At 60.2% G+C, this 24,564-nt stretch carries 17 protein-coding genes and 1 pseudogene; 15 read left to right on the top strand and 3 right to left on the bottom strand.

Annotated features, from left to right (window positions below; translation table 11 throughout):
• Window positions 1-23: 23 nt before the first annotated feature.
• From OKC42_RS08520 to OKC42_RS08485, 8 genes and pseudogenes are all read left to right on the top strand, one after another.
• Window positions 24-709 (top strand): annotated as a pseudogene (locus OKC42_RS08520) (pirin family protein).
• Window positions 710-748: 39 nt separating this feature from the next.
• Entirely contained in the window at window positions 749-1,141 is a 393-nt protein-coding gene (locus OKC42_RS08515) for a DoxX family protein (RefSeq protein ID WP_005336513.1), read from the top strand.
• Between the two features lie 258 nt (window positions 1,142-1,399).
• Window positions 1,400-4,753 carry an exodeoxyribonuclease V subunit gamma gene (gene recC / locus OKC42_RS08510; RefSeq protein ID WP_270819482.1) on the top strand — a complete coding sequence of 1,118 codons (3,354 nt, stop codon included), beginning with the start codon at window positions 1,400-1,402 and terminating at the stop codon, window positions 4,751-4,753.
• Window positions 4,753-8,361: an exodeoxyribonuclease V subunit beta gene (gene recB / locus OKC42_RS08505; protein WP_270819481.1), complete on the top strand. Its 3,609-nt coding sequence runs from the start codon at window positions 4,753-4,755 to the stop codon at window positions 8,359-8,361. The genes recC and recB overlap by 1 nt, the downstream gene beginning before the upstream one ends.
• Window positions 8,358-10,421 carry an exodeoxyribonuclease V subunit alpha gene (gene recD / locus OKC42_RS08500; RefSeq protein WP_270819479.1) on the top strand — a complete coding sequence of 688 codons (2,064 nt, stop codon included), beginning with the start codon at window positions 8,358-8,360 and terminating at the stop codon, window positions 10,419-10,421. The genes recB and recD overlap by 4 nt, the downstream gene beginning before the upstream one ends.
• Window positions 10,422-10,508: 87 nt before the next feature.
• Window positions 10,509-11,261, top strand: a complete 753-nt coding sequence (locus tag OKC42_RS08495; protein WP_270819476.1) for a hypothetical protein — start codon at window positions 10,509-10,511, stop codon at window positions 11,259-11,261.
• Window positions 11,262-11,710: 449 nt separating this feature from the next.
• Window positions 11,711-12,298, top strand: coding sequence for a hypothetical protein (locus OKC42_RS08490; protein WP_270819475.1), 588 nt, complete (start codon window positions 11,711-11,713; stop codon window positions 12,296-12,298).
• 392 nt (window positions 12,299-12,690) lie between these two features.
• Window positions 12,691-13,689: a sensor domain-containing diguanylate cyclase gene (locus OKC42_RS08485; protein WP_058057085.1), complete on the top strand. Its 999-nt coding sequence runs from the start codon at window positions 12,691-12,693 to the stop codon at window positions 13,687-13,689.
• 84 nt (window positions 13,690-13,773) lie between these two features.
• On the opposite strand, the gene OKC42_RS08480 is transcribed toward OKC42_RS08485, so the two are convergent.
• On the bottom strand, window positions 13,774-14,400 hold the full coding sequence (locus OKC42_RS08480) for a porin family protein (RefSeq protein WP_040068735.1): 627 nt from the start codon (window positions 14,398-14,400) through the stop codon (window positions 13,774-13,776).
• A gap of 1,275 nt (window positions 14,401-15,675) precedes the next feature.
• On the opposite strand from OKC42_RS08480, the gene OKC42_RS08475 reads away from it, so the two are divergent.
• Window positions 15,676-16,440, top strand: a complete 765-nt coding sequence (locus tag OKC42_RS08475; RefSeq protein ID WP_005336490.1) for a helix-turn-helix domain-containing protein — start codon at window positions 15,676-15,678, stop codon at window positions 16,438-16,440.
• A gap of 40 nt (window positions 16,441-16,480) precedes the next feature.
• Here the strand turns inward: OKC42_RS08475 and OKC42_RS08470 are convergent, their stop codons facing one another.
• Window positions 16,481-17,245: a UTRA domain-containing protein gene (locus OKC42_RS08470; protein WP_236271799.1), complete on the bottom strand. Its 765-nt coding sequence runs from the start codon at window positions 17,243-17,245 to the stop codon at window positions 16,481-16,483.
• Between the two features lie 279 nt (window positions 17,246-17,524).
• Here OKC42_RS08470 and OKC42_RS08465 point away from each other — a divergent pair, with 279 nt between their 5' ends.
• From OKC42_RS08465 to OKC42_RS08440, 6 genes are read left to right on the top strand one after another with little or no spacing between them, the layout of a single operon-like run.
• Window positions 17,525-18,571: an ABC transporter substrate-binding protein gene (locus OKC42_RS08465; RefSeq protein ID WP_270819494.1), complete on the top strand. Its 1,047-nt coding sequence runs from the start codon at window positions 17,525-17,527 to the stop codon at window positions 18,569-18,571.
• Between the two features lie 9 nt (window positions 18,572-18,580).
• Window positions 18,581-19,414, top strand: coding sequence for an alkaline phosphatase family protein (locus OKC42_RS08460; RefSeq protein WP_270819474.1), 834 nt, complete (start codon window positions 18,581-18,583; stop codon window positions 19,412-19,414).
• On the top strand, window positions 19,414-20,295 hold the full coding sequence (locus tag OKC42_RS08455; RefSeq protein ID WP_270819473.1) for an ABC transporter permease: 882 nt from the start codon (window positions 19,414-19,416) through the stop codon (window positions 20,293-20,295). The genes OKC42_RS08460 and OKC42_RS08455 overlap by 1 nt, the downstream gene beginning before the upstream one ends.
• Window positions 20,288-21,064 (top strand): ABC transporter permease, encoded by a 777-nt coding sequence (locus tag OKC42_RS08450; protein WP_167571452.1) that lies wholly within the window; start codon window positions 20,288-20,290, stop codon window positions 21,062-21,064. Before OKC42_RS08455 ends, OKC42_RS08450 begins: the two co-directional genes overlap by 8 nt.
• Window positions 21,065-21,070: 6 nt before the next feature.
• The gene (locus OKC42_RS08445) at window positions 21,071-22,078 is read left to right on the top strand and encodes an ABC transporter ATP-binding protein (RefSeq protein WP_270819472.1); all 1,008 of its coding nucleotides are present in this window, start codon (window positions 21,071-21,073) and stop codon (window positions 22,076-22,078) included.
• A 39-nt stretch (window positions 22,079-22,117) separates the two neighbouring features.
• Window positions 22,118-22,771 carry an HAD family hydrolase gene (locus OKC42_RS08440; RefSeq protein ID WP_270819471.1) on the top strand — a complete coding sequence of 218 codons (654 nt, stop codon included), beginning with the start codon at window positions 22,118-22,120 and terminating at the stop codon, window positions 22,769-22,771.
• A gap of 115 nt (window positions 22,772-22,886) precedes the next feature.
• On the opposite strand, the gene OKC42_RS08435 is transcribed toward OKC42_RS08440, so the two are convergent.
• Complete coding sequence (locus tag OKC42_RS08435) at window positions 22,887-24,521, bottom strand: sensor domain-containing diguanylate cyclase (RefSeq protein ID WP_270819470.1); 1,635 nt, start codon at window positions 24,519-24,521, stop codon at window positions 22,887-22,889.
• Window positions 24,522-24,564 lie beyond the last annotated feature (43 nt).

Raw genomic sequence — 24,564 nt, 5'->3', positions numbered from 1 at the left:
TCCCGGTAGGTGAGGAGCAGACCATGATGCAATTGAGAGCCGCAGAAGCGCGGGGCAAGGCCAACTTTGGCTGGCTGGACGCGCGCCACAGTTTCTCCTTCGGTCATTACTATGACCCGGAGTGGATGGGGCACTCGGTACTGCGGGTGATCAATCAGGATCTGGTTGCGCCGGGTGGCGGATTCGCCACCCACCCTCACGCCAATATGGAGATCCTCACCTGCGTGCTGCAAGGCACCATAGAGCACAAGGACAGCCTCGGCCATGCCGAGCAGATCCCGGCAGGGGATTTCCAGCTGATGAGCGCAGGCAGCGGGATCCGCCACAGCGAGTACAACCCCTCGCGACGGATCCTCTCTCCCTGTTGCAGATCTGGATCGAGCCGAACGAGTTCGGCACGCCACCCGGGTATCAGCAGAAGAAGATCGAGTCCAGACCGGGCATGACGCTGGTGGCGTCACCGGATGGCGAGGCGGGATCGCTGCGGATCCGCCAACAGGCCCGCGTATGGCGGCTGGAACTGGCCCCGGGCGAGACGCTCGAATGGGCACTGGCTGGCCGACACGGTTACCTGCAGATGATTTCAGGGGAGTTGACCGCCAACGGTCTGGCTGCCCGACCCGGCGACGGGATACTCAGTCGTGATGAATACCGGTGGGAGCTGGTTGCGACCAGTGCCAGCCAAGCTCTGTTATTTGACCTACCCTGAAGCAGTCAGCGGTGATGTGACACAAACGAGGAATATGAAATGGACAAGATGAAAGATGTAGCGCTGCTGGCGGGTCGTGTACTGCTGGCGCTGATGTTCGTAATGGCGGGCTGGAGCAAGATCGGCGGCTATGCCGGTACTCAGGGCTATATGGAAGCGATGGGCGTGCCGGGCTTTATGTTGCCGCTGGTGATCCTGCTTGAGCTGGGTGGTGGCCTTGCCGTCGTGCTGGGTCTCTTTACCCGCAGCCTCTCCGTGCTGCTGGCCGGTTTCACCCTGATGGCTGCCTTTATTTTCCACTATCAGCCTGCAGAACAGATGCAGATGCTGATGTTTATGAAGAACGTCTCAGTGGCCGGTGGTTTCCTGGCGCTGGCGGCGGCCGGAGCAGGGGCTTTCAGTGTGGATGCCCGTCTCGGCAAAAACTGGTAATGCCCTGAAGAGTCAAGTTTTCCAATGCCTTTTGGCCGGTGCAACTGCACCGGCTTTTTTCTGTCTGCGTTTTCCGAGGCGGTGGGGCAGCTGCACAAATCTGCGGCCCCCCTCATGGTTCAGCGGTTTACCCGCCTGCTGGCCACAAGAGCCTTTTGCATCTTCCCCCCCGATCCCTGACAATTCCCTCTCTTGTGAAGTGACGGAAATGGCTCGCCTTTTCCCTCGCCCCCTCTCATCCACAGGCGGGAATTGCTCATGTTTACCCTCTACCACTCCAATCAGCTGGATCTGCTCAAAGAGCTGCTGGTGAGCCGCATCCGGCAGGCCCCTCTCTCTCACCCCTTCGATCGGGAGCAGATCCTGGTGCAGAGTCCGGGCATGGCCCAGTGGCTCAAGCTGGAGCTGGCCAAAGCGTTCGGCATCGCCGCCAATATCGACTTTCCGCTGCCCGCCAGCTTTATCTGGGAGATGTTCACCCGGGTGCTGGCGGATGTGCCGCGTCAGAGCCCCTACAACAAGGGATCCATGAGCTGGCAGCTGATGACCATTCTGCCTGCCTTGCTGGAGCGCCCCGCCTTTGCCCCGCTCGCCGCCTATCTGGGCGGGGGAGATGAGGAGGATCCTGCCCAGGAGCCCGAGCAGGTGCGGTTGTGGCAGCTCTGCCAGAAGGTGGCGGATCTCTTTGACCAGTATCTGGTCTACCGGCCGGACTGGATCGCCCGTTGGGAAGAGGGGGAAGGATTGAGTCAGGAGCTGGCCGGGGTGAGCGGTCAGGATTGGCAGCCCGAGCTGTGGCGCGAGCTGGTGGCCCGCACGTTGGCGCTCTCTCCGAGCGGTTACCACCGCGCCAACCTCTACGAGGAGTTTATCCACGAGCTGGCGCGTACCGCCGATCTGCCGGGCAAGCTGCCGCAGCGGGTCTTTGTGTTCGGCATCTCGGCGCTGCCGCCGCGTTATGTGGAGGCGCTGCTGGCCCTCGGCAGCCGGCCTGAGGTGGAGGTGCACCTGTTCGTCACCAACCCTTGCCGCTACTACTGGGGGGATCTGCTGGATCGCAAGACGTTGGCGCGCCTCGAAAACAAGCTCAAACCCGGTACCGACATCGAGACGTTGCAGGGCCCCGCCAACCCGTTACTCGCCTCCATGGGCAAGCTGGGGCGCGACTACCTGCACCAGCTGATGGAGCTGGAGGTGCCGCAAATCGAGGCCTTCGTCGATATCGACGAGCTGGATGGCAAGGGCAATATCAAGCTGCTGCATGCCATCCAGAAGGATGTGCTGGAGCTGGCCGAGCGAGGCGCCGGTCAGTTCGATCTCGACAGCAGCCATCACAAGAGCCCCATAGATCCGGCGGATGGATCCTTGCAGATCCACGCCTGTCACGGCCCGATGCGCGAGCTGGAAGTGCTGCACGACCGGCTGCTGGCGCTGTTCGAGCAGGACCCGTCCCTCACCCCGAAAGATGTGGTGGTGATGATGCCGGATGTGAACAGCTACGGCCCCTATATTCAGGCGGTGTTTGGCGCACGCGGCCAGATCCCCTTTGCGGTATCGGATCGGGCGGCGAGTCAGGAGAGCCCGCTGCTGCAAAGCTTCCTCGCTCTGCTCAGGTTGCCCAACGCTCGCTTCGGAGCGGGGGAGCTGCTCGCCATTCTCGAGGTACCCGCCGTGCTGCGCCGCTTCGAGCTGGATGACGACGAGTTCAACCAGCTGCGGGTCTGGGTGCAGGAGACCGGCATCCGCTGGGGGCTGGATGACGGCTACCCTGTCCGTTTCGATCTGCCGCCCATGTCCGGCAACAGCTGGCTGTTCGGCCTGCGCCGCATGCTGCTCGGCTTTGCCATGGGAGACGGTGAACCGGTGGCGGGCATCCTGCCCTACGCCGATATCGAAGGGCAGCAGGGGCTGGCACTCGGCAAGCTCGCCTGGTTCGTCGATTCGCTGGCCGAATTCCTGCCCCGCCTGCAACAGGCGCAGCCGCTGGCCGAGTGGAATGCCTGCCTGCTGGCGCTGCTGGAGCGCTTCTATCTGGCCGACGAAGATGAAGAACGCCAGCTCCAGCTCATTCGCAGTCAGCTGGCCGAGTGGCAGACTCGGCTCGACGAGGCCCGTTTCGAGCAGCCCATTACCGCCGACCTGTTGCAGGATTACCTCGGCAGCGTGCTGGAGGAGTCCCGCTCCAGCCAGCGCTTCCTCGCCGGTCAGGTCAACTTCTGCACCCTGATGCCGATGCGCTCCATCCCCTTCAAGCAGGTCTGTCTGCTCGGCATGAATGATGGCGTCTACCCGCGCACCCTGGCCCCCATGGGGTTCGACCTGATGGCGGTGGCGTCGCGGCGGGGGGATCGCTCTCGTCGTGATGATGACCGCTACCTGTTCCTTGAGGCGTTGCTCAGCGCCCAGCAGGGGCTCTATATCAGCTATCAGGGCTTCAGCGCGCAGGACAACAGCGACAAGGTGCCCTCCGTGCTGCTGGCGGAGCTGATCGACTATGTGCGGCAGGGCTTCGTGCTGGCGGGGGATGAGGATCTCGATGACGAAACCTCCGGCAAGCGGCTGCTCAACCACCTGATGGTGGCGCACCCGCTCACCCCCTACAGCCGCAACTACTTCTACCCGGAGGCGGGTTCACGCCTCTTTACCTATGCCGCCGACTGGCTGCCCGCTCTCAATCCGGTGCGCGGCGCGGCCAACTTCCAGAGCGGCGAGCTGCCTCTCCCGCCCGAATGGGGCAAGGAGCAGGGGCTGGAGCTGGCGGAGCTGCTGCGCTTCTATCGCCAGCCCACCAAATATTTCCTCAACCGTCGCCTCAAGGTGTGGTTTGAGCTGAACGAAGCCAACATCGAGGACAGCGAGCCGTTCGAGCTGGATGGCCTGCAACATTATCAGCTGAAAGATCTGCTGCTCGATGCCCATCTGGCGGAAGGTGAAAGTACCGAGCGTCGCGAGCGGTTGCAGCTCACCGGCCTGCTGCCGCAAGGGTGGTTCGGCAGCCTGCTGCTGGACGATCTGGATGCCGAGATGGGCAAGCAGGCGGATCGGCTGCGGCCATGGGTTGCGGCCAATGAGTCAGAAAAACAGGCGGTGGAGATCGATATCTCCCTCACTCAGGGCCAGCTGCAAGGGTGGATCGACACCCAGAAGGGGCGCTTGCTGGTGGTCAAACCCGGCAGCTTCAACGGCAAGGATCTGCTGCTGGGCTGGATCCAGCACCTCTGCCTCTCATTGAGCGGCGCTCCCGGCGACACCCTGCTGTTCGATGCCAAACAGAGTCTGCGGTTAGCCAAGCTCACTGCCGACGAGGCTCGGCCCAAGCTGGCGGCGCTGGTGGCGTGCTGGGCGCAGGGGATGAAGCGGCCGCTGCCCTTCTTCCCCAACACCGCCTGGGATTGGCTCAAGGCGATCGAGAAGGATCCGGACAAGCCGGAGGCGGCCGACAAGGCGGCCCTCACCCGTTTCAACGGCGGCTGGATGATCAATGGGGAAGGGCAGGACGTTTACGTCGCCCGCTGCTTCCCCGAACTCGATGACGAAGTGCTGGGGCAGTTGCAGGCGCTGGCCCGCGAACACCTGACCCCGCTGATCAAGACCCTGGAGGAGCTGAAATAATGGCTAACCCGCTCAATACATTGCGTTTTCCCCTCCATGGTGAACGACTGATCGAAGCCTCCGCCGGTACCGGCAAGACCTACACCATCGCCGGTCTCTACCTGCGCCTGCTGCTGGGCCACGGCCCGTTCATCGAAGAGGGGGCCGATGCCGGTCAGCCGAGTGCCCACGAGCGGCCGCTCTCGGTGACCGAAATTCTGGTGGTGACCTTTACCGAGGCGGCCACCGCCGAGCTGCGCGGCCGGATCCGTGGCCGCATTCACGAGGCGCGCCTCGCCTTTATGCGCGGTCACAGCAGTGACACCCTGCTCGCCCAACTACTGGAAGAGGTGGAGGATCACGAGCTGGCGGCCCGCCGCCTGCTGGCTGCCGAGCGGCAGATGGACGAGGCGGCGGTCTTTACCATCCACGGCTTCTGCCAGCGGATGCTGAAACAGAACGCCTTCGAGTCGGGTGCCCTCTTTGAAACCGAATTTCTTACCGACGACAGCCAGCTCAGGCTGCAGGCGGTGAGCGACTACTGGCGCGCCGAGTTCTATCCGGTGGATAAAGCCCTCGCCAGCGCGGTGCGTGCGCTCTGGCCGAGCCCCGCCGCCCTGCTGCGGGAGATGGGCAGCTGGCTCGACAACAGCGAGCTGGAGATCCACCCCGCGCTGGGGGATGAGCCCCTCGCCGCTCGCCATCAGGCGGCCATGAGTCGCATCGCGGCGGTGAAGAGCGAGTGGCTGGCGCAGACGGACGAGATCCGCCGCCAGACCGACGGCCAGATCAGCCGCTACACCGGCAAGAACTACGAAGGGTGGCTTGCCAAGATAGCTGACTGGGCACAGGACGAGGCCAGTGGCTACGCCATCCCCAAGGAGCTGGAGCGCTTTGGCCAGACGGTGCTGGAGGAGAACCTCAAGAAGGGGGGCGCTGTGCCGACCCTGCCGCTGTTCAGTCAGATAGACGAGTTGCTGGCGAGCCGCCCCGGTATTCGGGATCTGATCCTGCAACGGGCGGCCAAGGTGGTGCGCAGCCGGATGCAGGCCAGCAAGCGTCAAGCCCATCAGCTCTCGTTCGATGATCTGCTCAAAGATCTCGACGGGGCGCTTGGCTCAAGCCTTGGCGAGCGGCTCTGCGAGCGCATTCGCGCCACCTATCGGGTAGCGATGATCGATGAATTTCAGGATACCGACCCCCAGCAGTACCGCATCTTCCATCGGCTTTACGGCGGCCACACAGACACGGCGCTCTTGATGATCGGTGACCCCAAGCAGGCCATCTACGGCTTTCGCGGCGCCGACATCTTTACCTACATTCAGGCGCGGCGAAATGTGAGTGCCCACTACACCCTCGGGCGCAACTGGCGCTCCAGCAGTGCGCTGGTGGGGGCGGTCAACGGCCTGTTCGAGCGGGCCAAGGATCCCTTTATCTACGAGGCGGATATCCCCTTCCTGCCGGTGGAGGCGCAGGGCAAGAGCAAGGCGCTGCTGCTCGATGGTGTCACCGCCCCGGTGCTCCACTGCTGGCAGCTGACCGGCCAGCCCACCTTCAATCGGGGGGATTACCAGAGCAAGATGGCCCGCGCCACCGCCGCCGAGATCCACCGCCTGCTGACCCTGGCCCGCGAGGGCAAGGCGCTGATCGGCGACAAGGCGGTGAAGGCCGGGGATATCGCCGTGCTGGTGCGCACCGGCGCCGAGGGCAAGCTGGTGCAGCAGGAGCTGGCACGGCTTGCCATCGCCTCCGTCTATCTGTCGAACCGCGAGAGCGTGCTGGAGCAGGTGGAGGCGCGGGAGATCCTGTTGATTTTGCACGCCTGTCAGAACCCGAGCGAAGAGCGCAGCCTGCGTGCGGCGCTGGCCACCGGGTTGTTTGATCTCGACGCCAAGGCGCTCGATGGGCTGGCCAGCGACGAGCGGGCGTGGGAGAGCGCGGTGCAGGAGTTTATGGAGTACCGCAAGATCTGGCACCGCCGTGGCGTGCTGGCGATGTTGCGGGCCCTGCTGCACCGGCGCAATCTCGCCTCTTCGCTTTTGGCGAGCCCCTATGGCGAGCGGCGGCTGACCAACTTCCTCCATCTTGGCGAGCTGCTGCAACAGGTGAGCAGCGAGCTGGATGGGGAGTATGCCCTGCTGCGCTGGCTTGGGGAGGCGGTGAGCCGCCCCAACGGGCAGGATGCGGAGCAGGTACTGCGCCTCGAATCCGAGCGGAAATTGGTGCAGATCGTCACCATCCACAAATCCAAGGGGCTGGAGTACCCGCTGGTGTTCCTGCCCTTTATCTGCAGCCACAGAACCGCCGAGACCCCGCTCTATCACGAGGCGGACGAGGCGGGCAATCGCACCATTCTCGATCTGACCGGCGCCGACTCGTCGCTCGCCGAAGCGGACAGGGAGCGTCTTGCCGAAGATTTGCGACTGCTCTATGTGGCCCTGACCCGGGGCGTCTACGCCACCTGGCTGGGGCTGGCACCGGTGCGGGCGGGGGCGGGCAAGTCGGAGAAGACCGACCTGCACCACACCGCCATCGGCTACCTGCTGCAAAAGGGCGAAGAGGGGGATGCGCAGACGCTGGCGACCGCTCTGACCGAGCTGTCGCAGGCGCTGCCCGGAGTGGCCGTCGGTGAGCCCTCGCTCACCCGTCCGGCCCCGCTGCCGCCAGAGGAGGAGCAGCTGGGCGAGCCGCAGGTGCGCCACTTTGGCGGTTCCCTTGAGCGGGACTGGTGGATCAGCTCCTACTCCGGGCTGGCGGCGCAGGGCCACGGTCACAGCAAGGGGGTCTTGGCCAATCCCGGCTTCGATGACGAGGTCGTCACCGAGGCGGCTGCATTGGCTTCCGAGCAACCGGACGAGGCGCCCCAGCCCTCCATCTTCACTTTCCCGAAGGGCGCGCGCCCCGGCACCTTGCTGCACAGTCTGTTCGAGACCATCGACTTTCAAAGCGCCGCGGGCGAGCCGCTGGCAGAGCATATCGCCAGCTTGTTACTGCAAGATGGCTTTGACGAGAGCTGGGCCCCCGTGTTGCAACAGCAGGTGGAGGCGGTGCTGGATACCCCGCTGGAAACGGGCTTTGGTGAGCCGGTGCGGCTGCGGGATCTGGCCCCCGAGCGCAAACAGGTGGAGCTGGAGTTCTTCCTGCCCATGGGGCGGGTGACGGCCCCGGCGCTGACCGCCCTCTGCCAGCAGTACGACCCGCTGTCGCGGGGCAACAAGCCGCTCAGCTTTGCCACCGTGCAGGGGATGCTCAAGGGCTTTATCGATCTGGTGTTCGAGTGGCAGGGGCGCTGGTATCTGCTCGACTACAAATCCAACCACCTCGGCATGAGCCCCGCCGATTACAGCCGTCCGGCGCTGGAGCGGGCGATGGCGGAGCACCGCTACGACCTGCAATACCAGCTCTACTCGCTGGCGCTGCACCGGTTGCTCACCCTGCGCCTGCCGGGCTACGACTTCGAGCAGCACTTTGGCGGCGTTTTCTATCTGTTCCTGCGCGGCATGCCGCAGGGGGGCATTTTCCATACCCGCCCGAGCCGTGAACTGGTGCTGGGGCTGGATAAGTTGTTTAGCGAAGGCAGTGAGCTGCCAGCAGCGGGATCCCAAGCATTTAACGAGGTAGAGGCATGAGCGGCACCATGATCAGCACCGCGACCAGCGCAATGATGGTTGAACGGTTGAAAACACTGGCGCTGGCTGGCCGTATCCGCCAGCTGGATCTGCAATTTGCCAAGCTGGTGGCCGACCTTGGCGGCAGCCCCGAGTTGGTGCTGGGGGCGGCGCTCACCTGCTTCGAGCTGGGGCGTGGCCATGTCTGCCTGCCGCTTGAGATGCTGGCGAACGGATCTTTACGCCCGTTCGGGCTGGATCCCCAGCAGAGCCGGGATCTGCTGGGGGATCTGGCGGATCCTGCCCGCTGGCCCGCCCTGTTTGCAGAGAGTCCCTTGGTGGGTACCGAGCAGGATGAGGGGCTTGCCCCGCGCTGGCCGCTGCGGCTGTGGCACGGGCGGCTCTATCTCACCCGCTACCACGATTTTGAACTGGGGGTGGCCCGCCATCTGCGCGCCCTGAGCGAGCGAGCCGAATGGCCGGAGATTGCCCCGGCCCTGTCGCGGCTGTTTGCCCGCGACTACGCTCTGGTGTTCCGGGCGCTGCTCAAAGCCCGCCTCGCCCCCGACTTCTCGGTCCGCCACTTTATCGAAAAGTATCTCGATCTGGTGTTCCCCAATGAAGTGGATTGGCCCGCTATCGAAGGGCTGCTGGCCAGCGCCCAGGCGGCGAGCGACTTGAGCAAGCTGGATAAGCTGGTGCCCGAGGCGCTCTGCTGCAACGGCCAGAAGCTGGCGGCGGCCACGGCGGCGGCGCGCCCCTTTGCGGTGATCTCCGGCGGCCCCGGCACCGGCAAGACCACCACGGTCGCCAAACTGCTCGCCATTCTGGTGGAGACCGGCCTGCAAGCGGGCAAGGCGCCGGCGATCCGGCTGGTGGCCCCCACCGGCAAGGCGGCGGCGCGCCTCACCGAGAGTATCGGCTCTGCCCTGCAGGCCCTCGATCTGCCTCCCGAATGGGTCGAAGCGATCCCCACCGAGGCGGGCACCTTGCACCGGCTGCTCGGGGTGATTCCGGGGCGCAGCCAATTCCGCCACCACGCAGGCAACCCGCTGCACCTCGACCTGCTGGTGGTGGATGAGGCCTCCATGGTCGACCTGCCGATGATGGCGCGCCTGCTCGATGCGCTGCCGAGCCACGCCCGCCTGATCCTGCTTGGCGACAAGGATCAGCTCGCCTCGGTGGAGGCGGGGGCCGTGCTCGGCGATATCTGCAGCTTTATCGAGCAGGGCATCAGCCCGGCGCAGGCGGATTGGCTCTCCCGCCAGACCGGCTATCGCTTGCAGGGTACGCCCGCGGGGGCTGCCGTGCGCGACAGCCTCTGTTTGCTCTCCAAGAGCTGGCGTTTTGATCAGCACTCTGGCATCGGCCAGCTGGCGCGCGCCTGCAACAGCGGCGATGCCACGGCGGTGGAATCAGTCTGGGGCGCAGGATTCGCCGATATCAGCCTGCACCCCTGGGCGGGGGAGGCCTACGATGCCCTGATTGCCCAGGGGGTGGCCGGTTACGGCAGCTATCTGAAGGCGGCCCGCGTGGGGGAGGCGCCCGCCGCCGTGTTTAAGGCATTCAACAGCTTCCAGATCCTCTGCGCCCTGCGCGATGGCCCGTTCGGGGTGCAGGGGTTAAACGAGCGGCTCGAACTGGCCCTGTCACGGGCCGGGCTGATCGCCCGCGATGGCGACTGGTATGCCGGTCGTCCGGTGATGGTGGTGCGCAACGACCATGGCGTCGGCCTCTACAACGGCGATATGGGGCTCTGCCTGCCCGATGAAAGTGGGCGGCTCAAGGTATGGTTTGAGCAGCCGGATGGCACCCTGCGGGCCCTGCTGCCAAGCCGCTTGCCACCCCACGAGACGGTCTACGCCATGACCATCCACAAATCCCAGGGTTCGGAGTTTGCCCATACCGTGCTGGTGTTGCCCGACAGCCCCAGCCCGCTGCTGACCCGCGAGCTGGTCTATACCGGCATCACCCGCGCCAAGGCCCGCCTCGATCTCTATGGCGATCGCGCCCTGTTGGCACAGGCGGTACGGAAAAAGACCGAGCGTTATTCCGGATTGGCGGAGCGGTTGGGGGAGTGATTGATGGTGGCGGTAAAGGGATTTACCGCCATGAGAAAAGAAGTTTACTACTTATTATCACGAATCAATTCTGATTAGAGGTTATTGATGAAGGATTTACTTAAGACATTGAAAGATAATGCAACATCTAGACTAAACAATCCTATTATCGGCGCGTTCGTCTTGTCTTGGATGTTTTTGAATATAAATGGAGTGGCTAGGTTTATATTGGAAAGTAACCAAGGAAAGCTTGACATTATAAAGAACAAAAGTTGGGGGGTTACAGATGATCTGTTAATCCCATTTTTAGTATCTGTCGGATATTTGGTAATACTTCCAGTTTTAAATACGATCTACAGCTTTATACATGATAATTGCATTGATAAAATTAGAGATGAAAATAGCAATAAAGCGCAGAAAGACGCCTTTGTTAGAAGAAAGGAGACCGTGTGCGCAAAAATTGAGTCAACTGATGAATATGTTGTTAAGTTAAAAGACAAAGAATTAGAATTATGGGCAGGTCAAAAATTAGAGCTCATTCGTGAAATAATAAATCTTAAGGGTAAGTATGCGAAATTGCTTTCTGACTTCGAACTTAAATCGAAAGAGTTTCGTGCTGATAATAATAAGTTAAGTCTTTCTATTGCACAATTGGAACATACTAATAAACGCTTGTCAGCGCAAGATTCAGAACAAAGAGATTATATTGGGAGAGTTGTTGCCAATCTGGACAGAGCATTGAATTCCCTGGAGAATAAAATCGTAAGCGATACAAAATTTGATGAGATAGAAAAAATTAGAAATGAAATATCCGATGTTAGAAATAAATTTTATGTATGGGATGATGATATTCCATTCTGATTTTTTCATGGCTTGTAGCTTATCTCGTGTGTTGGGCTTCGCAGGCTCAGCACCAACCTACCGATTGTGTAGGTTGGTGCTGAGCGTAGTGAAGCCCAACGTTTACCGCGAAATCTCTTTTTTCCTTCCCTTCATCCCCGACCCTTCTCCTCCTTTTTAATCAACGGGAGAAGGGAGGTTTGGCCCCGTGGCTATATCTCGAATTTACACGCGATTGCCAACACCATATCTCCGATGCTGCTTTATCCCCTCTCCCTCTGAGAGAGGGCTAGGGTGAGGGGAGCCGGTTTACACAATGCCCATTTCGTAAAATCGGGTAGGGTGCAATGAACGAAGTGAATTGCACCGCCCATATTTATCTTGCAAAATGGTGGGATACTTTTCGTTTTTAATAATAAATCAGGCAGTAAAATGACAATTCATAGTTTTAAAAGCGAACGGCAAAAAACATGCTGCTTGGGGTTGGCTTTATATTTCTGGTTGTTCTATGGTTGGCAAGTATCTTATTCAAAACAAAATTATCAGATAAAACACTTATTGCTGACTTGGTTCCTGAGTCGCTCACCTACATTACTATCAGTGCGTTATTTGGATTAGTGGGTGCAATAGTAACTGCTTTTCGATGTCCCAGACGTCATGCCTTAAAATATATTGCAAAAGCGTTTGGTAATTGCTTCTTTATGATGCTTATAACATCATGGTATGGCTATGATATGTACGTCTATTATTATCCAGATAAAGTGGTCAGTTATGATACGGAATATAAAGTGGTTCATCCCGGACCATCCAAAGGCAAATACGGCCGTTGTGAGGCAGGCTTAAAAATAAAAGATAAGCATACAGGGTATTGGTTTGATCTTTGTTACAGTGATAGTGAGCTTGGTAAGGCACAGATTCGGAATTATGGTGAGGTATGGGTGAAAACTCGGGTTAACGAGGTGGGGTCATACCTGGAGAGCTACAAGATATATCCAGACAAATCTTATTTTTCTATCCCCTCACCGCCAACCGCTCTCCAGCAAGTAAATAAGGGATAATCTCGTTCCCGTGCCCAGATTAAGTTTCTCTAATCGAACCTGTGTGGTTGGCGATCATATTTCCGATGCTGCTTTATCCCCTCTCCCTCTGGGAGAGGGTGAGGGGAGCGGGTTGGCACAATATGCTGCACTTGGTCACCCCTCTTGCGCCGCCCGATTATTCCATCCCCCAAATGACTGAATCGTGAGTTAAATCCGGTAAATGGGGCGCGCTTGAGCCACACTTATGGCCACTCTGATTCAGCCTGCGCCGTGAGTGGCCGATAACCGGGGAAGCGGTGGTTCGGTGGGGTTCTGGCTGACAGATCTGTTGCAATATGCCAAGGTAGCGCCTCACGACAACAGCGCGATTCCCCGTGGTGGCGCGGGGCGGAAGAACAAGGATAACTGCTATGGTGCAGGACAGTGACACGATCAGGATCTCGGATGTCAGCGAGGCCGTGGTGCATGGCATTCTGGAGGTGACCAGCGATGGCATCTGGGATTGGCATGCCAATACCGGTTTTGTCTATCGCAACCCCGGCTGGTACCGGATGCTGGGTTACGAGCCTCACTCCCTCGGCAATACCGTCTTCACCTGGGAGAACGTGATCCACCCCGACGATCTGGCGGCAGTGATGGCGAAGTTCGATCTCTGTCTGAGCGGCAGCGCCCATGAGTATCGCGCCGAGTACCGTTGCCGCTGCCGGGATGGCAGTTACCTCTGGATTGAGGATTGCGGCCGCATCATTGAGCGCAATCCCGATGGCTCTGTGGCGCGGATGATCGGTGCCCATCGCGATATCCACGCCAGCAAGTTGTTGCTGGAGCAGCTGGAGCGGCGCAATCAGTCGCTGGAGCAGCAGGTTGCCGAGCGTACCGCCGAGCTGGTGCGACTCAACGAGGCGCTGCAACAGAAAGCCGAGGAGAACCGTCTGCTGGCAGAGACCGATGCCCTGACTGGCGCCGCCAGTCGCTATCGGCTGGAGCGGGCATTGCAGCTGGAGTGCGAGCGGGCGCGCCGCTTCCATCAGCCGTTTACGGTGATCGCCATGGATGTGGACAACTTCAAGCAGATCAATGACAGCTATGGCCACAACGCCGGGGATCAGACCCTGATCAACATAGTGGCACTGGTGCGCCGCCATATCCGCGAGATCGATCTGCTGGCCCGCTGGGGCGGTGACGAGTTTATGGTGTTGTTGCCCAACACCGGCCGCGAGGATGCGCTGGTGGTGGCGAGCAAGTTTCAGGCATTGATGGCGAGCGAGCCCATCTGCCCCCACGCGCCCGCTACCATGAGCTTCGGGCTGGCGGAGTATCAGCAGGATGAGCAGAAGGAGAGCCTGATGGTGCGCGCCGATCGGGCGCTCTATCAGGCCAAGCAGCTGGGTAAAGACCAGATCTGCTAACGCGGGGTACGGAAAAAGAGCAGTAAAAAGGGCCGCAGGTTTGAAACCTGCGGCCCTTTTGTATTGTTACTGACGCGGCGCGACTTAGAAGTGGTAGCGCAGACCCAGCTTGAAGGTATCCAGAGAGTAGTGCTCGTCACCCAGGCTCAGGGCGTCGAACTGGCGCTCGTAACCGATACCGGCAGAGAAGTGGTCGTTGAAGGCGTAGTCCAGACCTACTTCCAGATTGGGGTGTACCTTGCTCTTGGTTGCGCTCTTGCTTCCCTGACCGCTGAAACCGAGGAGAGTGGCGTTGCCGACAACTTCCACTTCGGTGCGGGTGTAGGCGATACCCGGTTTGGCATAGGCGCTGAAGCCCCAGGCCAGCGGCTGGCTCAGCTTGGCGGCCAGGCTGATGCTGCGGGTTTCGATGGTGGTGTCGGCAAAGCCGGTTGCAATCGGGGAGGTCACCCAGACCAGCTGATCCATCTGTTGGGCGTGCAGGCCACCTTCAACGGCTAGCCAGGGTTTGAAGCTGTAACCCACGATCAGGCTGCCGCCGTCGAGTTGGTCATCGATGAGCTTGGCGTCATAGACGTCTTTGGCAGCACCATCGAGATCCATCTTGGAGGTGGTCAGATCCAGACCTGCATACCAGCCTTCGGCATGGGCGCCGCCATTCATGGCCAGAGCAAGCAGGGAGAAAGCGGCAATTTTATTAAACTTGTTCATGGATAAATAACCTTGTGTTGCGTGAACTGCGTGTGATTTATATTGCTCAATCCATGAAGCTTTTTATATTTCCGTCATTGCTCTGCTTTCACAGAGGGGCCGCAGTATAGTCAGCGAATTTCTGAATAACAAGAGAGTGATTTCCCCATTCTTCTAAATATGACTGGCTGCAAGCAGGGGCATTTTGTTTAATAAATGGTGTTATTAGAGTTTTAGCTTTATTGAGGTTTAAATAATTAACTGGTGAGGCAAATGACAGGCTGTGAGTTCGATTTTGATTCTATATGATTGATTTATATCGGCATTTAATTTTTATTCGAGCGTGACCATGATGAGCTGTCTAAAAATTGGCATCTCAGATGTCACTGATTGGCACCAGGTTCTTTTCGATGATTTTTTGAACGCCCCACAAGGTGAAACCGTGAGAAAAAAATCTATCTTTTTGCCTGTTTTTTGCTCTTTTTGAGGTTTGGGATTGTTCCCATCGAGGGTTTTGGTGGTCTTTTGAGGCTGTTTTTGCGTGGGCTATGTTGCCCACCAGATGAGTGGGTGGGTTCTTATGGGTGGCTTTTCTCTTCACCCGGCCGCAGTTGTTGGGGTGGGCATGAGGCGCGATAAGCAGATATGGGTCGTGCGGCCTGATTAATTTTGTTTGCTTATATATACAAGCCATTTAAAAGATAGGTTTTTGGAGGTTTAAATAACTTTATTATATTCGTTTTTATATTTTAGAAGCTTCCCAATCAAGCCATTTAAATATATTGAATGGCAATAACACGGTATTGACGACCGTTTAGAATACCTTGCCAGAGAGGTCGTGGTGGCTGGTGCATCAGTGGGCGGCGGGTGGCCTGTCACACTTCCCCTTGCCGGGGCCCTTGACCTGACCTGCGAATTCAGGGAAAAGAAAAGGGCGGTGCTATCAGCGCCGCCCAATGCCAGGAAAGAGAAAAAACCTTACGGTTTAAAAGATAAAAATTTGGAAGCAAACAATCGATTTCTCAACCAGGAAGGGTCTTGAATTCGATACGTTTCGATTATGCGCGATGTTCTATGCAGCACTAGCAAAATGTTTGCGGGTTGAAAGATATGCACTGTCTGGTGTCAGATTTTGCGACCTCATCGTTCAACTGGTCTGTCCTGATGGGCGTTATAGGCGATTTTTTCTCTAGGCTGTTTTTTCGGTGTCAATATCTGAGCCTTGAAGGTAAAAACAGGTCAGAAGCTGACTCGGCATAACCATGCAATGAAAGTGCGATAACAAGGAAGAGTGGCATGACCTACAGCCAGACCCTGGCCAACAATATTCTCGACACCCTGAAGAAGACCCTGACCGACAAGGGGATCCGCTATCAGACCCTGGCAGAAGCCATGGGTGTCTCCATCGCGACCGTGAAACGGATGATGAACAAGCCCTCGCTGCCGTTCGATACCCTGCTGGAGATCTGCCATCTGGTGGGGCTCTCGTTCGAGGAGTTGCTGGATCGCACTCAGGACGCCCAGAGCCGCCGCGCCGTCTTTACCCAGGAGCAGGACGAGGCGTTTCACAACGAGCCGGGGCTCTACGCCTTTCTCGCCAATATCTTCTGGCGCGACAAGACGCTGATCGATCTCAAGCGGGAGTACGGCCTGACCGATGCCTCCTGCTACCTCTATCTGCGCAAGCTGGAGAAGCTCGGCATTTTGCAGCTCGGTATCGACAACAGTTACCACTTCCTCATCAGCGAGCGGATCAGCTTCGAGCAGCACAGCCGTTTCGCCCGTCAGCAGGCACGGCAGGCAATGTCGGTGCTGGGGGAGTATCTGGTGGAGAACATGCACAAGTCGAACAACTATATGGCGCTCTGCCAGCTGCACCTCAACGAGGGAGAGGCGATGGCGCTGATCGACCGGATGAAGGAGTACTGGCATCAGGAGATCAAGCTCAACCGCCCCGCCATCGGCCAGCAGGAGCACGCCAAGACCTACACCATGTCGCTGCAACTGGCTGACTGCGGCTACCAGAGCTTCGACGACATGATCCCCAATATCGACAACTGATCCCTGCGGATCCTGCGGGATCCACTCTGTTGGCTGGAGTCTAATCGGCGACCCGGGTTTGTTGCAGCTTGCCTGCGAGCGGCTGCAATGCTCGCGTATCCAGACAGATGCGGATGGCATCCGGCCGCCAGTGCTCGATATCGCAATCCACCAGAGCGCCCCGCTCGTCATAGTTGACCCGCACCAGCCGTAGCACGGCGCTCCCCTCCGCCAGATTGAGGGCGCGGGCGATGGCGCCGCGCGCCGCCGAGGGGGTGATCTCGAGACTCGCCCCGCCTTGGCCTATGCCATAGCGCTGCTGATAGAGCTCGGTGAGGGAGCTGGCCAGCGGCGCGCTGGCGATATCGGGAAAGCGGCTCGCCAGCAGGTGGTGGCTGACATGAAGCACCGGGCGGCCGTCGATCAGCCGCTGGCGGCGGATTTCATAAAGTGGGGTGAAGGGTTCCAACCCCATCCAGCGGCACAGCTCGCTGCTGGCAAGCTCGCTGCCGTGGGCCAGCACCCGGGTTTCGGCGGTGCGTTGCTGCTCGCCGATCCACTGGTGAAAGTGTGTGTGGATGGCGGGATCGTAGGTGAGGCGGGGTGGTGCCACAAACCAGCCGCGCCGTTCGGCACGGTAGATAAGGCCGTCCGCTTCGAGGCTGGAGAGCGCCTCCTTGATGGTGATGCGGGTGGTGGCGAAGCGCTCGCTCAGGGCCCGTTCGGCGGGCAGCTGCTGCCCTGCCGCCAGCTGGCCGCTGCCGATATAGCGGCGCAGGGTCTGGCAAATCTGTTCGCACTTGGAGGAGACGCGGCCATCGGCCATGCTCTGTTCGTTCACTCTCTGTTCGTTCACTCTCTGCTCGCTCAATCTCGGCTCGGTCACACGCTTGTCCCTGTTGCTTATTCAGAAGGCGGATGGCTGGCCAATCCCTTGCTGGAATAGTCCAGCCTCACTCGGGTTCAGAGTTGTAACCGCTGTGGATGACAGCGCCATGACAGGGTGATTGTCATCAAACTGCCATTAAAGCGCCCCGCCACCGTCACAATTCCCCTCTAGCATCCCTCTCGAACCTTAACTGACCTAGTCCAGAGGGATGGGATGATGAAAAGCGTGATCGCAAGTGCACTGGCCCTGGTGGCCGTCAGCCAACCACTTTTTGCAGCCGAGAATATCGCGGATCTCGAAAAGGCCGCCCGCGGTGAAGGCCAGCTCCACAGCATCGGCATGCCCGACAGCTGGGCCAACTGGAAGGATACCTGGCAGCAGCTGGGCAGCATCTACGGCATCAAGCATCAGGATACCGACATGAGCTCGGCGCAGGAGATCGCCAAGTTCGCCGCCGAGAAGGCCAATGCCACCGCCGATATCGGCGATGTGGGCGGCGCCTTCGGTCCGGTTGCGGTCAAGCAGGGTGTTACCCAGCCCTACAAACCCTCCACCTGGGCCGACATTCCCAACTGGGCCAAAGATGCGGACGGTCACTGGATGCTGGCCTATACCGGCACCATCGCCTTCCTGATCAACAAGGATCTGGTCAAGGCTGCCCCCACCAGCTGGCAATCCCTGCTGGGTGGCGACTACAAGGTGACCCTGGGTGATGTGGGCGTAGCCTCCCAGGCCAACAACGGCGTGCTGGCGGCGGCCTATGCCACCGGCGGCAGCGAGAAGAATCTGAAACCTGCACTGGAGCTGTTCGGTCAGCTGGCCAAGCAGGGTCGTCTCTCCCTGAACGATCCCACCATCGCCAACATCGAGAAGGGCGAGGTAGAAGTGGGTGTGCTGTGGGACTTCAACGCCCTCAACTACCGCGACCAGATCGACCCCAAGAAGTTTGATGTGGTGATCCCGAGTGACGGCTCCGTCATCGCCGGTTACACCACCATCATCAACAAGTGGGCCAAGAACCCCAACGCCGCCAAACTGGCGCGGGAATACATCCTCTCCGATGCCGGTCAAATCAACCTGGCCCGCGGCTACGCCCGCCCGATCCGCAGCAACGTGACTCTGCCGGATGACGTGAAGGCCAAGCTGCTGCCGGCCGAGCAGTACGCCAATGCCAAGCCGGTGCAGGATCACGCCGCCTGGGAGCAGAGCTCCAAAGCCCTGCCGCGCCAGTGGCAAGAAACCGTCATGATCAACATGCAGTAAGGGAATCCAGTGCAACACAAGGTGATAGTGGTACTTGTGGATGGTCTGGCAGCCGAGGTAGCCCACACCATGGGCTACCTCGGTGGCATGGTGGAGGCGGGGCGGGGCCTGCATACGACCCTGAGTGCTGCCCTGCCGTCTCTCTCCCGACCCCTCTACGAGTGCATCCTGACCGGCGTGCCGCCGGTGGTGAGCGGCATCACCCACAACGGGGTGAGTCGCCTCAGTCTGCATGACTCCATCTTCCATCTGGCCCGCGCTGCGGGCAAACGCACCGCAGCGGCGGCCTATTACTGGGTGAGCGAACTCTACAACCGCAGCCCCTGGCTGGCTGCCCGTGATCGCTTTACTCACGACGAGCAGTTGCCCATCCAGCATGGCTGCTTCTACTGGGATGACCACTACCCCGACAGCCATCTGCTGATGGATGGGGAATGGCTCAGAACCCAATATGACCCCGATTTTCTGCTGATCCACCCGATGGGGGTGGACGATGCAGGCCACAAGTTTGGCCTCGATTCCCGCCAGTACCGCAATCAGGCGCGCCGCATGGACAGCTTGCTGGCCGATCTGCTGCCCCAGTGGCTGGCGGAGGGGTATCAGGTGGTAGTCACCTCGGATCACGGCATGAACAACGACCTGAGCCACGGCGGCACCCTGCCCGAAGAGCGCACCGTGCCGCTCTGGCTGTTTGGCGATGCCTTTATCGAGCGCTGGCCGGATGGGGTAGTGATCGCCCAGACCCAGCTCTGCGCCCTGATGTCGGATCTGCTGGGCATCCCCCACGACAAGCCGGCAGCGCCACCGCTGCTCAAGGCCGCCTTTATGCGCGAGGTGCACTGATGATGACTGCCACCACCGAGATCCTCGCGGATCGACCCGTGGCCACCAAGCGCAAGGTGCGCCGCCACTGGCTGCCCGCGCTGGTGCTGCTGCCGTTTATCCTCTTGATGATCCTGTTCCAGCTCGCTCCCATGGTGTGGGTGCTGGTGGGCAGCTTTCAGACCCCAGATGGCTGGGGCCTCGACTACTACCGGGAGATTTTTAGCTCCCCCTTCTACCTGCAATCGTTCGGCAACTCGTTGCGCATTGCCGGTATCGCCAGTTTGGCGGGGCTTGCCATCGGCACCCTCGGGGCGGCAGCGCTGCGCCACAGCGGCGAGCGGGTCAAGCGGGTACTGTTGGCCTTTGTCACCATGACCGGCAACTTCAGCGGGGTACCGCTGGCATTCGCCTTTATCATCATTCTCGGCATCAACGGCGCGGTCACTCTGCTGCTGAAATCCTGGGGATTGATCGACGGCTTCAACCTCTACTCGGGTAGCGGCCTTATCCTCATCTACACCTACTTCCAGATCCCGCTCGCCCTGCTGCTGCTCTACCCGGCGTTTGATGCGCTGCAGGATGAGTGGCCACAGGCTGCCGCGCTGCTCGGCGCGAGCAAGCGCCAATATGTGTGGCACGTGGCACTGCCGGTGCTGACGCCTGCGCTGCTCGGCACCCTGATCATCCTGTTTGCCAACGCGGTGGGGGCCTATGCCTCTGCCTACGCCCTCACTACTGGCAACTTCAATCTGGTGACCATCCGGGTGGCCAGTCTGGCCTCCGGCGATATCTTCCTCGAACCCAATATGGCGGCGGCGTTGGCGGTGATCCTGATGGTGCTGCTGGGGGTAGTGACGGCCGCCAACCAGTGGCTGCTGAAGGGGCAATCCCATGCATGATTTGACGCCGCGCTGGCCCAAGTGGGTGCTGGGTGGGCTGGTTGCCACCCTGCTGCTGCCGCTGTTGGCCACGTTTCTCTACTCCATCTCTACCCGCTGGGGAGCGACCCTGCTGCCGGACGGCTTTACCCTCGACTGGTATCTCAAGCTGTGGGGCGACCCGCGCTTTCTGGCGGCGTTTGGCCGCAGCCTCCTGGTCTGCTTCGCCACCCTGCTGTTGGGGACCCTGGTGCTGGTGCCGACCGTGCTGGTGGTGGCCTACTACTTCCCAAAGCTGGATCCCTGGATGAACTTGTTGATCCTGCTCCCCTTCGCGGTGCCACCTGTGGTCTCGTCAGTGGGGCTGCTGCAGATCTACGCCGATGGTATCCTGCCCATTATCGGCACGCCGTGGATCCTGATCGGCACCTGGTTCACCGTGGTGCTCCCCTTTATGTACCGGGCGCTGGCCAACAGCCTGCAAGGGGTACCGCTCAGGGATTTGATGGATGCCGCTCATCTGCTGGGGGCCAGTAGTCGGCGCGCCTTTCTGTTGGTGGTGATCCCCTGCCTGCGCAAGGGCCTGCTGGCGGCGCTGTTTCTCTCCCTCTCCTTCCTGCTCGGCGAGTTCGTGTTTGCCAACATGCTGGTGGGCACCCGTTACGAGACCCTGCAGGTCTACCTCTACAACATGCGCGCCACTTCTGGCCACTTCACCAGTGCGCTGGTGATGAGTTACTTCCTGCTGACCCTGCTGCTCACCTGGGCGGCCAACAGATTTCATCGGTGATCCAAGATGTTTCATTTAGAAGTCAATCAGTTGCACAAATCCTACGGCGATACGCCGGTGTTCGAGGGGATTGAATTCGGCATTCGCAAGGGGGAGCTGGTGACCCTGCTCGGCCCCTCCGGCTGCGGCAAATCCACCCTGCTGAGGGCGCTGGCGGGGCTCACCCCTGTGGATGGCGGTCAGGTGCGGGTGGCCGGTGAGGAGATCACCTGGCAGGCGCCCCAGAAGCGCGGCATCGGCATGGTGTTCCAGAGCTATGCGCTGTTCCCCAACATGACGGTGTGGGACAACGTTGCCTTCGGCCTCAAGATGAAGCCCCAGCCGGGGCGCGAGCTCGCCGCCAGCGTGCAGGAGGCGCTTGAGCTGGTGGAGCTGACCGGTTTCGAGCGCCGCTATCCGGCCGAGCTCTCCGGCGGCCAGCGCCAGCGGGTGGCGCTGGCCCGGGCCCTGGTGGTGCAACCACGGATCCTCTTGCTGGACGAGCCGCTCTCGGCACTGGATGCCCGCATCCGCCGCAGCCTGCGTCAGCAGATCCGCGAGATCCAGCAGCGCCTTGAGCTCACCACCATCTTCGTGACCCACGATCAGGAGGAGGCGCTCACCATGTCGGATCAGATCTTCCTGATGAACAAGGGATCCATCGTCCAGAGCGGCACGCCGGAGGAGATCTACACCCGCCCCGCCAGCGAGTTTGTGGCGGGCTTTATCGGCAACTACAACCTGCTTGGCGCCGAGCAGGGCAAGTCGCTGTTCGGCCCCCGTTTTCAGGGCAAGCTGGCACTGCGGCCGGAGTCCATTACCCTGCTGCCCGCCGGGGCGACCAGCAGCGAACCCAGCCTGCCCGGCATCGTTCGCCAGCAACAGCTGCTCGGCAACGTGATCCGCTATCAGGTGGAGTGCGAGGCGGGGCTGTTGACGGTGGATTGCCTCAACCGCTCGGCTGGCGATCTGCTGGCCACCGGCAGTGCCGTGACCCTGGCGGTGGCCCGGGATCAACTCTGTGAGGTAGCATGACGCCTCGTTTCATTTTCGTTGTTACCGCAAGGAGCCCTCATGGCACTGGCACTGTTTGATCTGGACGAAACCCTGATTGCCGGGGATTCCGCCAGCCTCTGGCTGGAGTACATGGTGGCCGAGGAGCTGGCGCCCGCCAGCATGATCGCCGAGGAGCAGGCCATGATGTCCCTCTACCATCAGGGCAAGATGGACATGCACCAGTACATGGCCTTCACCCTGCAACCGCTGGCGGGCAAGACGCGCCAGTGGCTCGACTCGCTCTCTACCCGCTTTGCCGAGCAGGTGCTGCGCGAGCGCCTCTACCCCGAGGGGTTGGCGCGTATCGAATGGCATCGGGAGCGGGGCGACGACCTGGTGCTCATCTCCGCCTCCGGCGAGCATCTGGTGGCGCCCATGGCGAAGATGCTGGGGATGGATCACTGCGTCGCCATCCTGCTCGATGAGGAGGAGGGGATACTGACCGGCCAGACCCGCGGCACCCTAAGCTTTCGCGAAGGCAAGGTGGCCCGCATAAACCAGCTGTTTGCCGGCAGGGACCATCTCTGGCAGGGGAGCTTTGGCTACAGCGACTCCCACAACGATCTGCCCATGCTGCGGGCGGTGAGCCATCCCCATGCGGTTAATCCTGCCCCCGCGCTGCGTCAGCAGGCCGAGGAGCTGGGCTGGCCGGTGTGGGAGTGGCAGCGCTGAATCGCGCACCGCACAGGCTTAACGTGCAGCAAGAAGCACGATAAACAAAGAGAGAGGCTGGAGCCTCTCTCTTTGTTTTTGCTGACGGCGTTGTGGTTGAGGCTGGCCGCTGTGGCTACCCTTCGTTGGTTTGTTGCCGGGGCTCGCCAAAGGCGGGTACTTCCTCCTCGGCACTCTGGTGAGGGGTGTGGCGCAGCGGGAAGCAGATACGGTTTTTCCCCTCCCGCTTGGCCTGATAGACCCCCTTGTCGGCCAGCTCCACCAGCTCTTTGGCCGAGAGCCCGGAGCGGCTGAAGGCCACCCCGCCACTGATGGTGATAGTGAGATCGGGTTCGCGCCACTCCAGCTGCTCCACCCCGAGCCGGAACGCTTCCAGTAGGGAGGGAAGCATCGGCTGCTCTTCGCCGTAACGGAAGATCAGCACCAGCTCCTCGCCGCCATAGCGGCAGAACCAGCCCCACTCGTGGAACAGATTCATGCCCAGCTTGCTTACCCGCTTGAGCACCACATCCCCCGCCTGATGGCCGTGGGTATCGTTGACCCGTTTGAAATCATCCAGATCGAACATCACCACCCCGAAGGGGGCGCCACTGTTGAGCTGCTTCTGCAGGCACTCGTCGAAGAAGCGGCGGTTGTAGAGGCCGGTGAGCTTGTCCTGATGGGCTTGCAGGCGGATCTGGGCAAAGTCCTGGCTGGCGGCATCCATCTCTTCATAGACCTTGGCCAGCTCCAGCATACGGCGGCCGTTGTAGGCGATACCGCCGGAGCGGCTGGCCCGGATCAGCAGGGTGATCTCGCCCAGCATGCGGCGGAAGTAGCGTGACCAGAGCATGGCGAGCAGCAGATAGAGAATGCAGGCGACGGCAATCATCAGCTGCACGTTGATAGAGACGCTGTCGATCACCTGCTGCATGCTGGCAGTCGGCTCGACGCTGAGCAGGATCCAGCGCTGCTCGGGGATGCGGTAGTAGGAGACCATCAGGCCGCTGGCATCATCGAGGAAAAAGCCCTGCGGCAGTTGCATCCGGGCCAGCCAGTCGGGGTGGGCGAGGGGTTTGAATACCCTTTCGCGATCCGGATGGGCCAGCACCAGTCCGTCATGGTTGAGCAGGATCTGATAGCCAGCCCCCAGAGGGTGAGTCTCATCATGCTTGTTGTTGAGCCAGCTGGTGAGGGGGGTGAGCTGGGTATCCAGCGAGAGTACGCCAACCCGCTTGCCGTCAGGATCTTCAATTACCCGGGCCAGCGCCATGGTGAGGGTGCCCAAGGTGTAGTCGTAATAAGGATCAGTCCAGACAATCTGTCCGGGATGGCTGGATGCCAGCAGATACCAGGGGCGGGTTCTGGGATCGAACTTCTCGTCGGCCTGCCAGGAGGGGTGGATCAGCATCTTGCGATGCTCGGTGCCCACGTAGACGTAATCGAGCTCCATCACCTTGTGATAGGCCTGCCACTGTTGCAGGTAGCGCTCGCCGTTAAGGATCTCCGGGCCGCTGAAATCCCGATAATTTACCTGCTGATAAATGAGCGTAAACTGGCGTTTGAGGGTCGCCAGATAGGGTTCGATCAGGGTATGGAAATACTGGGTGTTGCGAGCAATCAGATATTGTTGCTGCTCGTGGCGCAGGGTGCGCTCCATATGCAGGTAGTAGATGCTGCCGAGCAGCAACACAGGGATAAAGAGCAAGAGGAGGCCCAGCCGCATGCGGGTGATCAAAGACCAAGTGTTCTTGGGCTTGGCGGGGGACATGAACAGATCCTTTTCGTCTCGGGTGACACCAGCATATATGATG

Origin of the sequence: Aeromonas sp. Y311-2, from assembly GCF_027706025.1 — a bacterium.
GTDB lineage: Bacteria > Pseudomonadota > Gammaproteobacteria > Enterobacterales > Aeromonadaceae > Aeromonas > Aeromonas veronii.
Note: the sequence above shows the minus strand (reverse complement) of the source record. Positions and strands in the feature narration are given on the sequence as shown.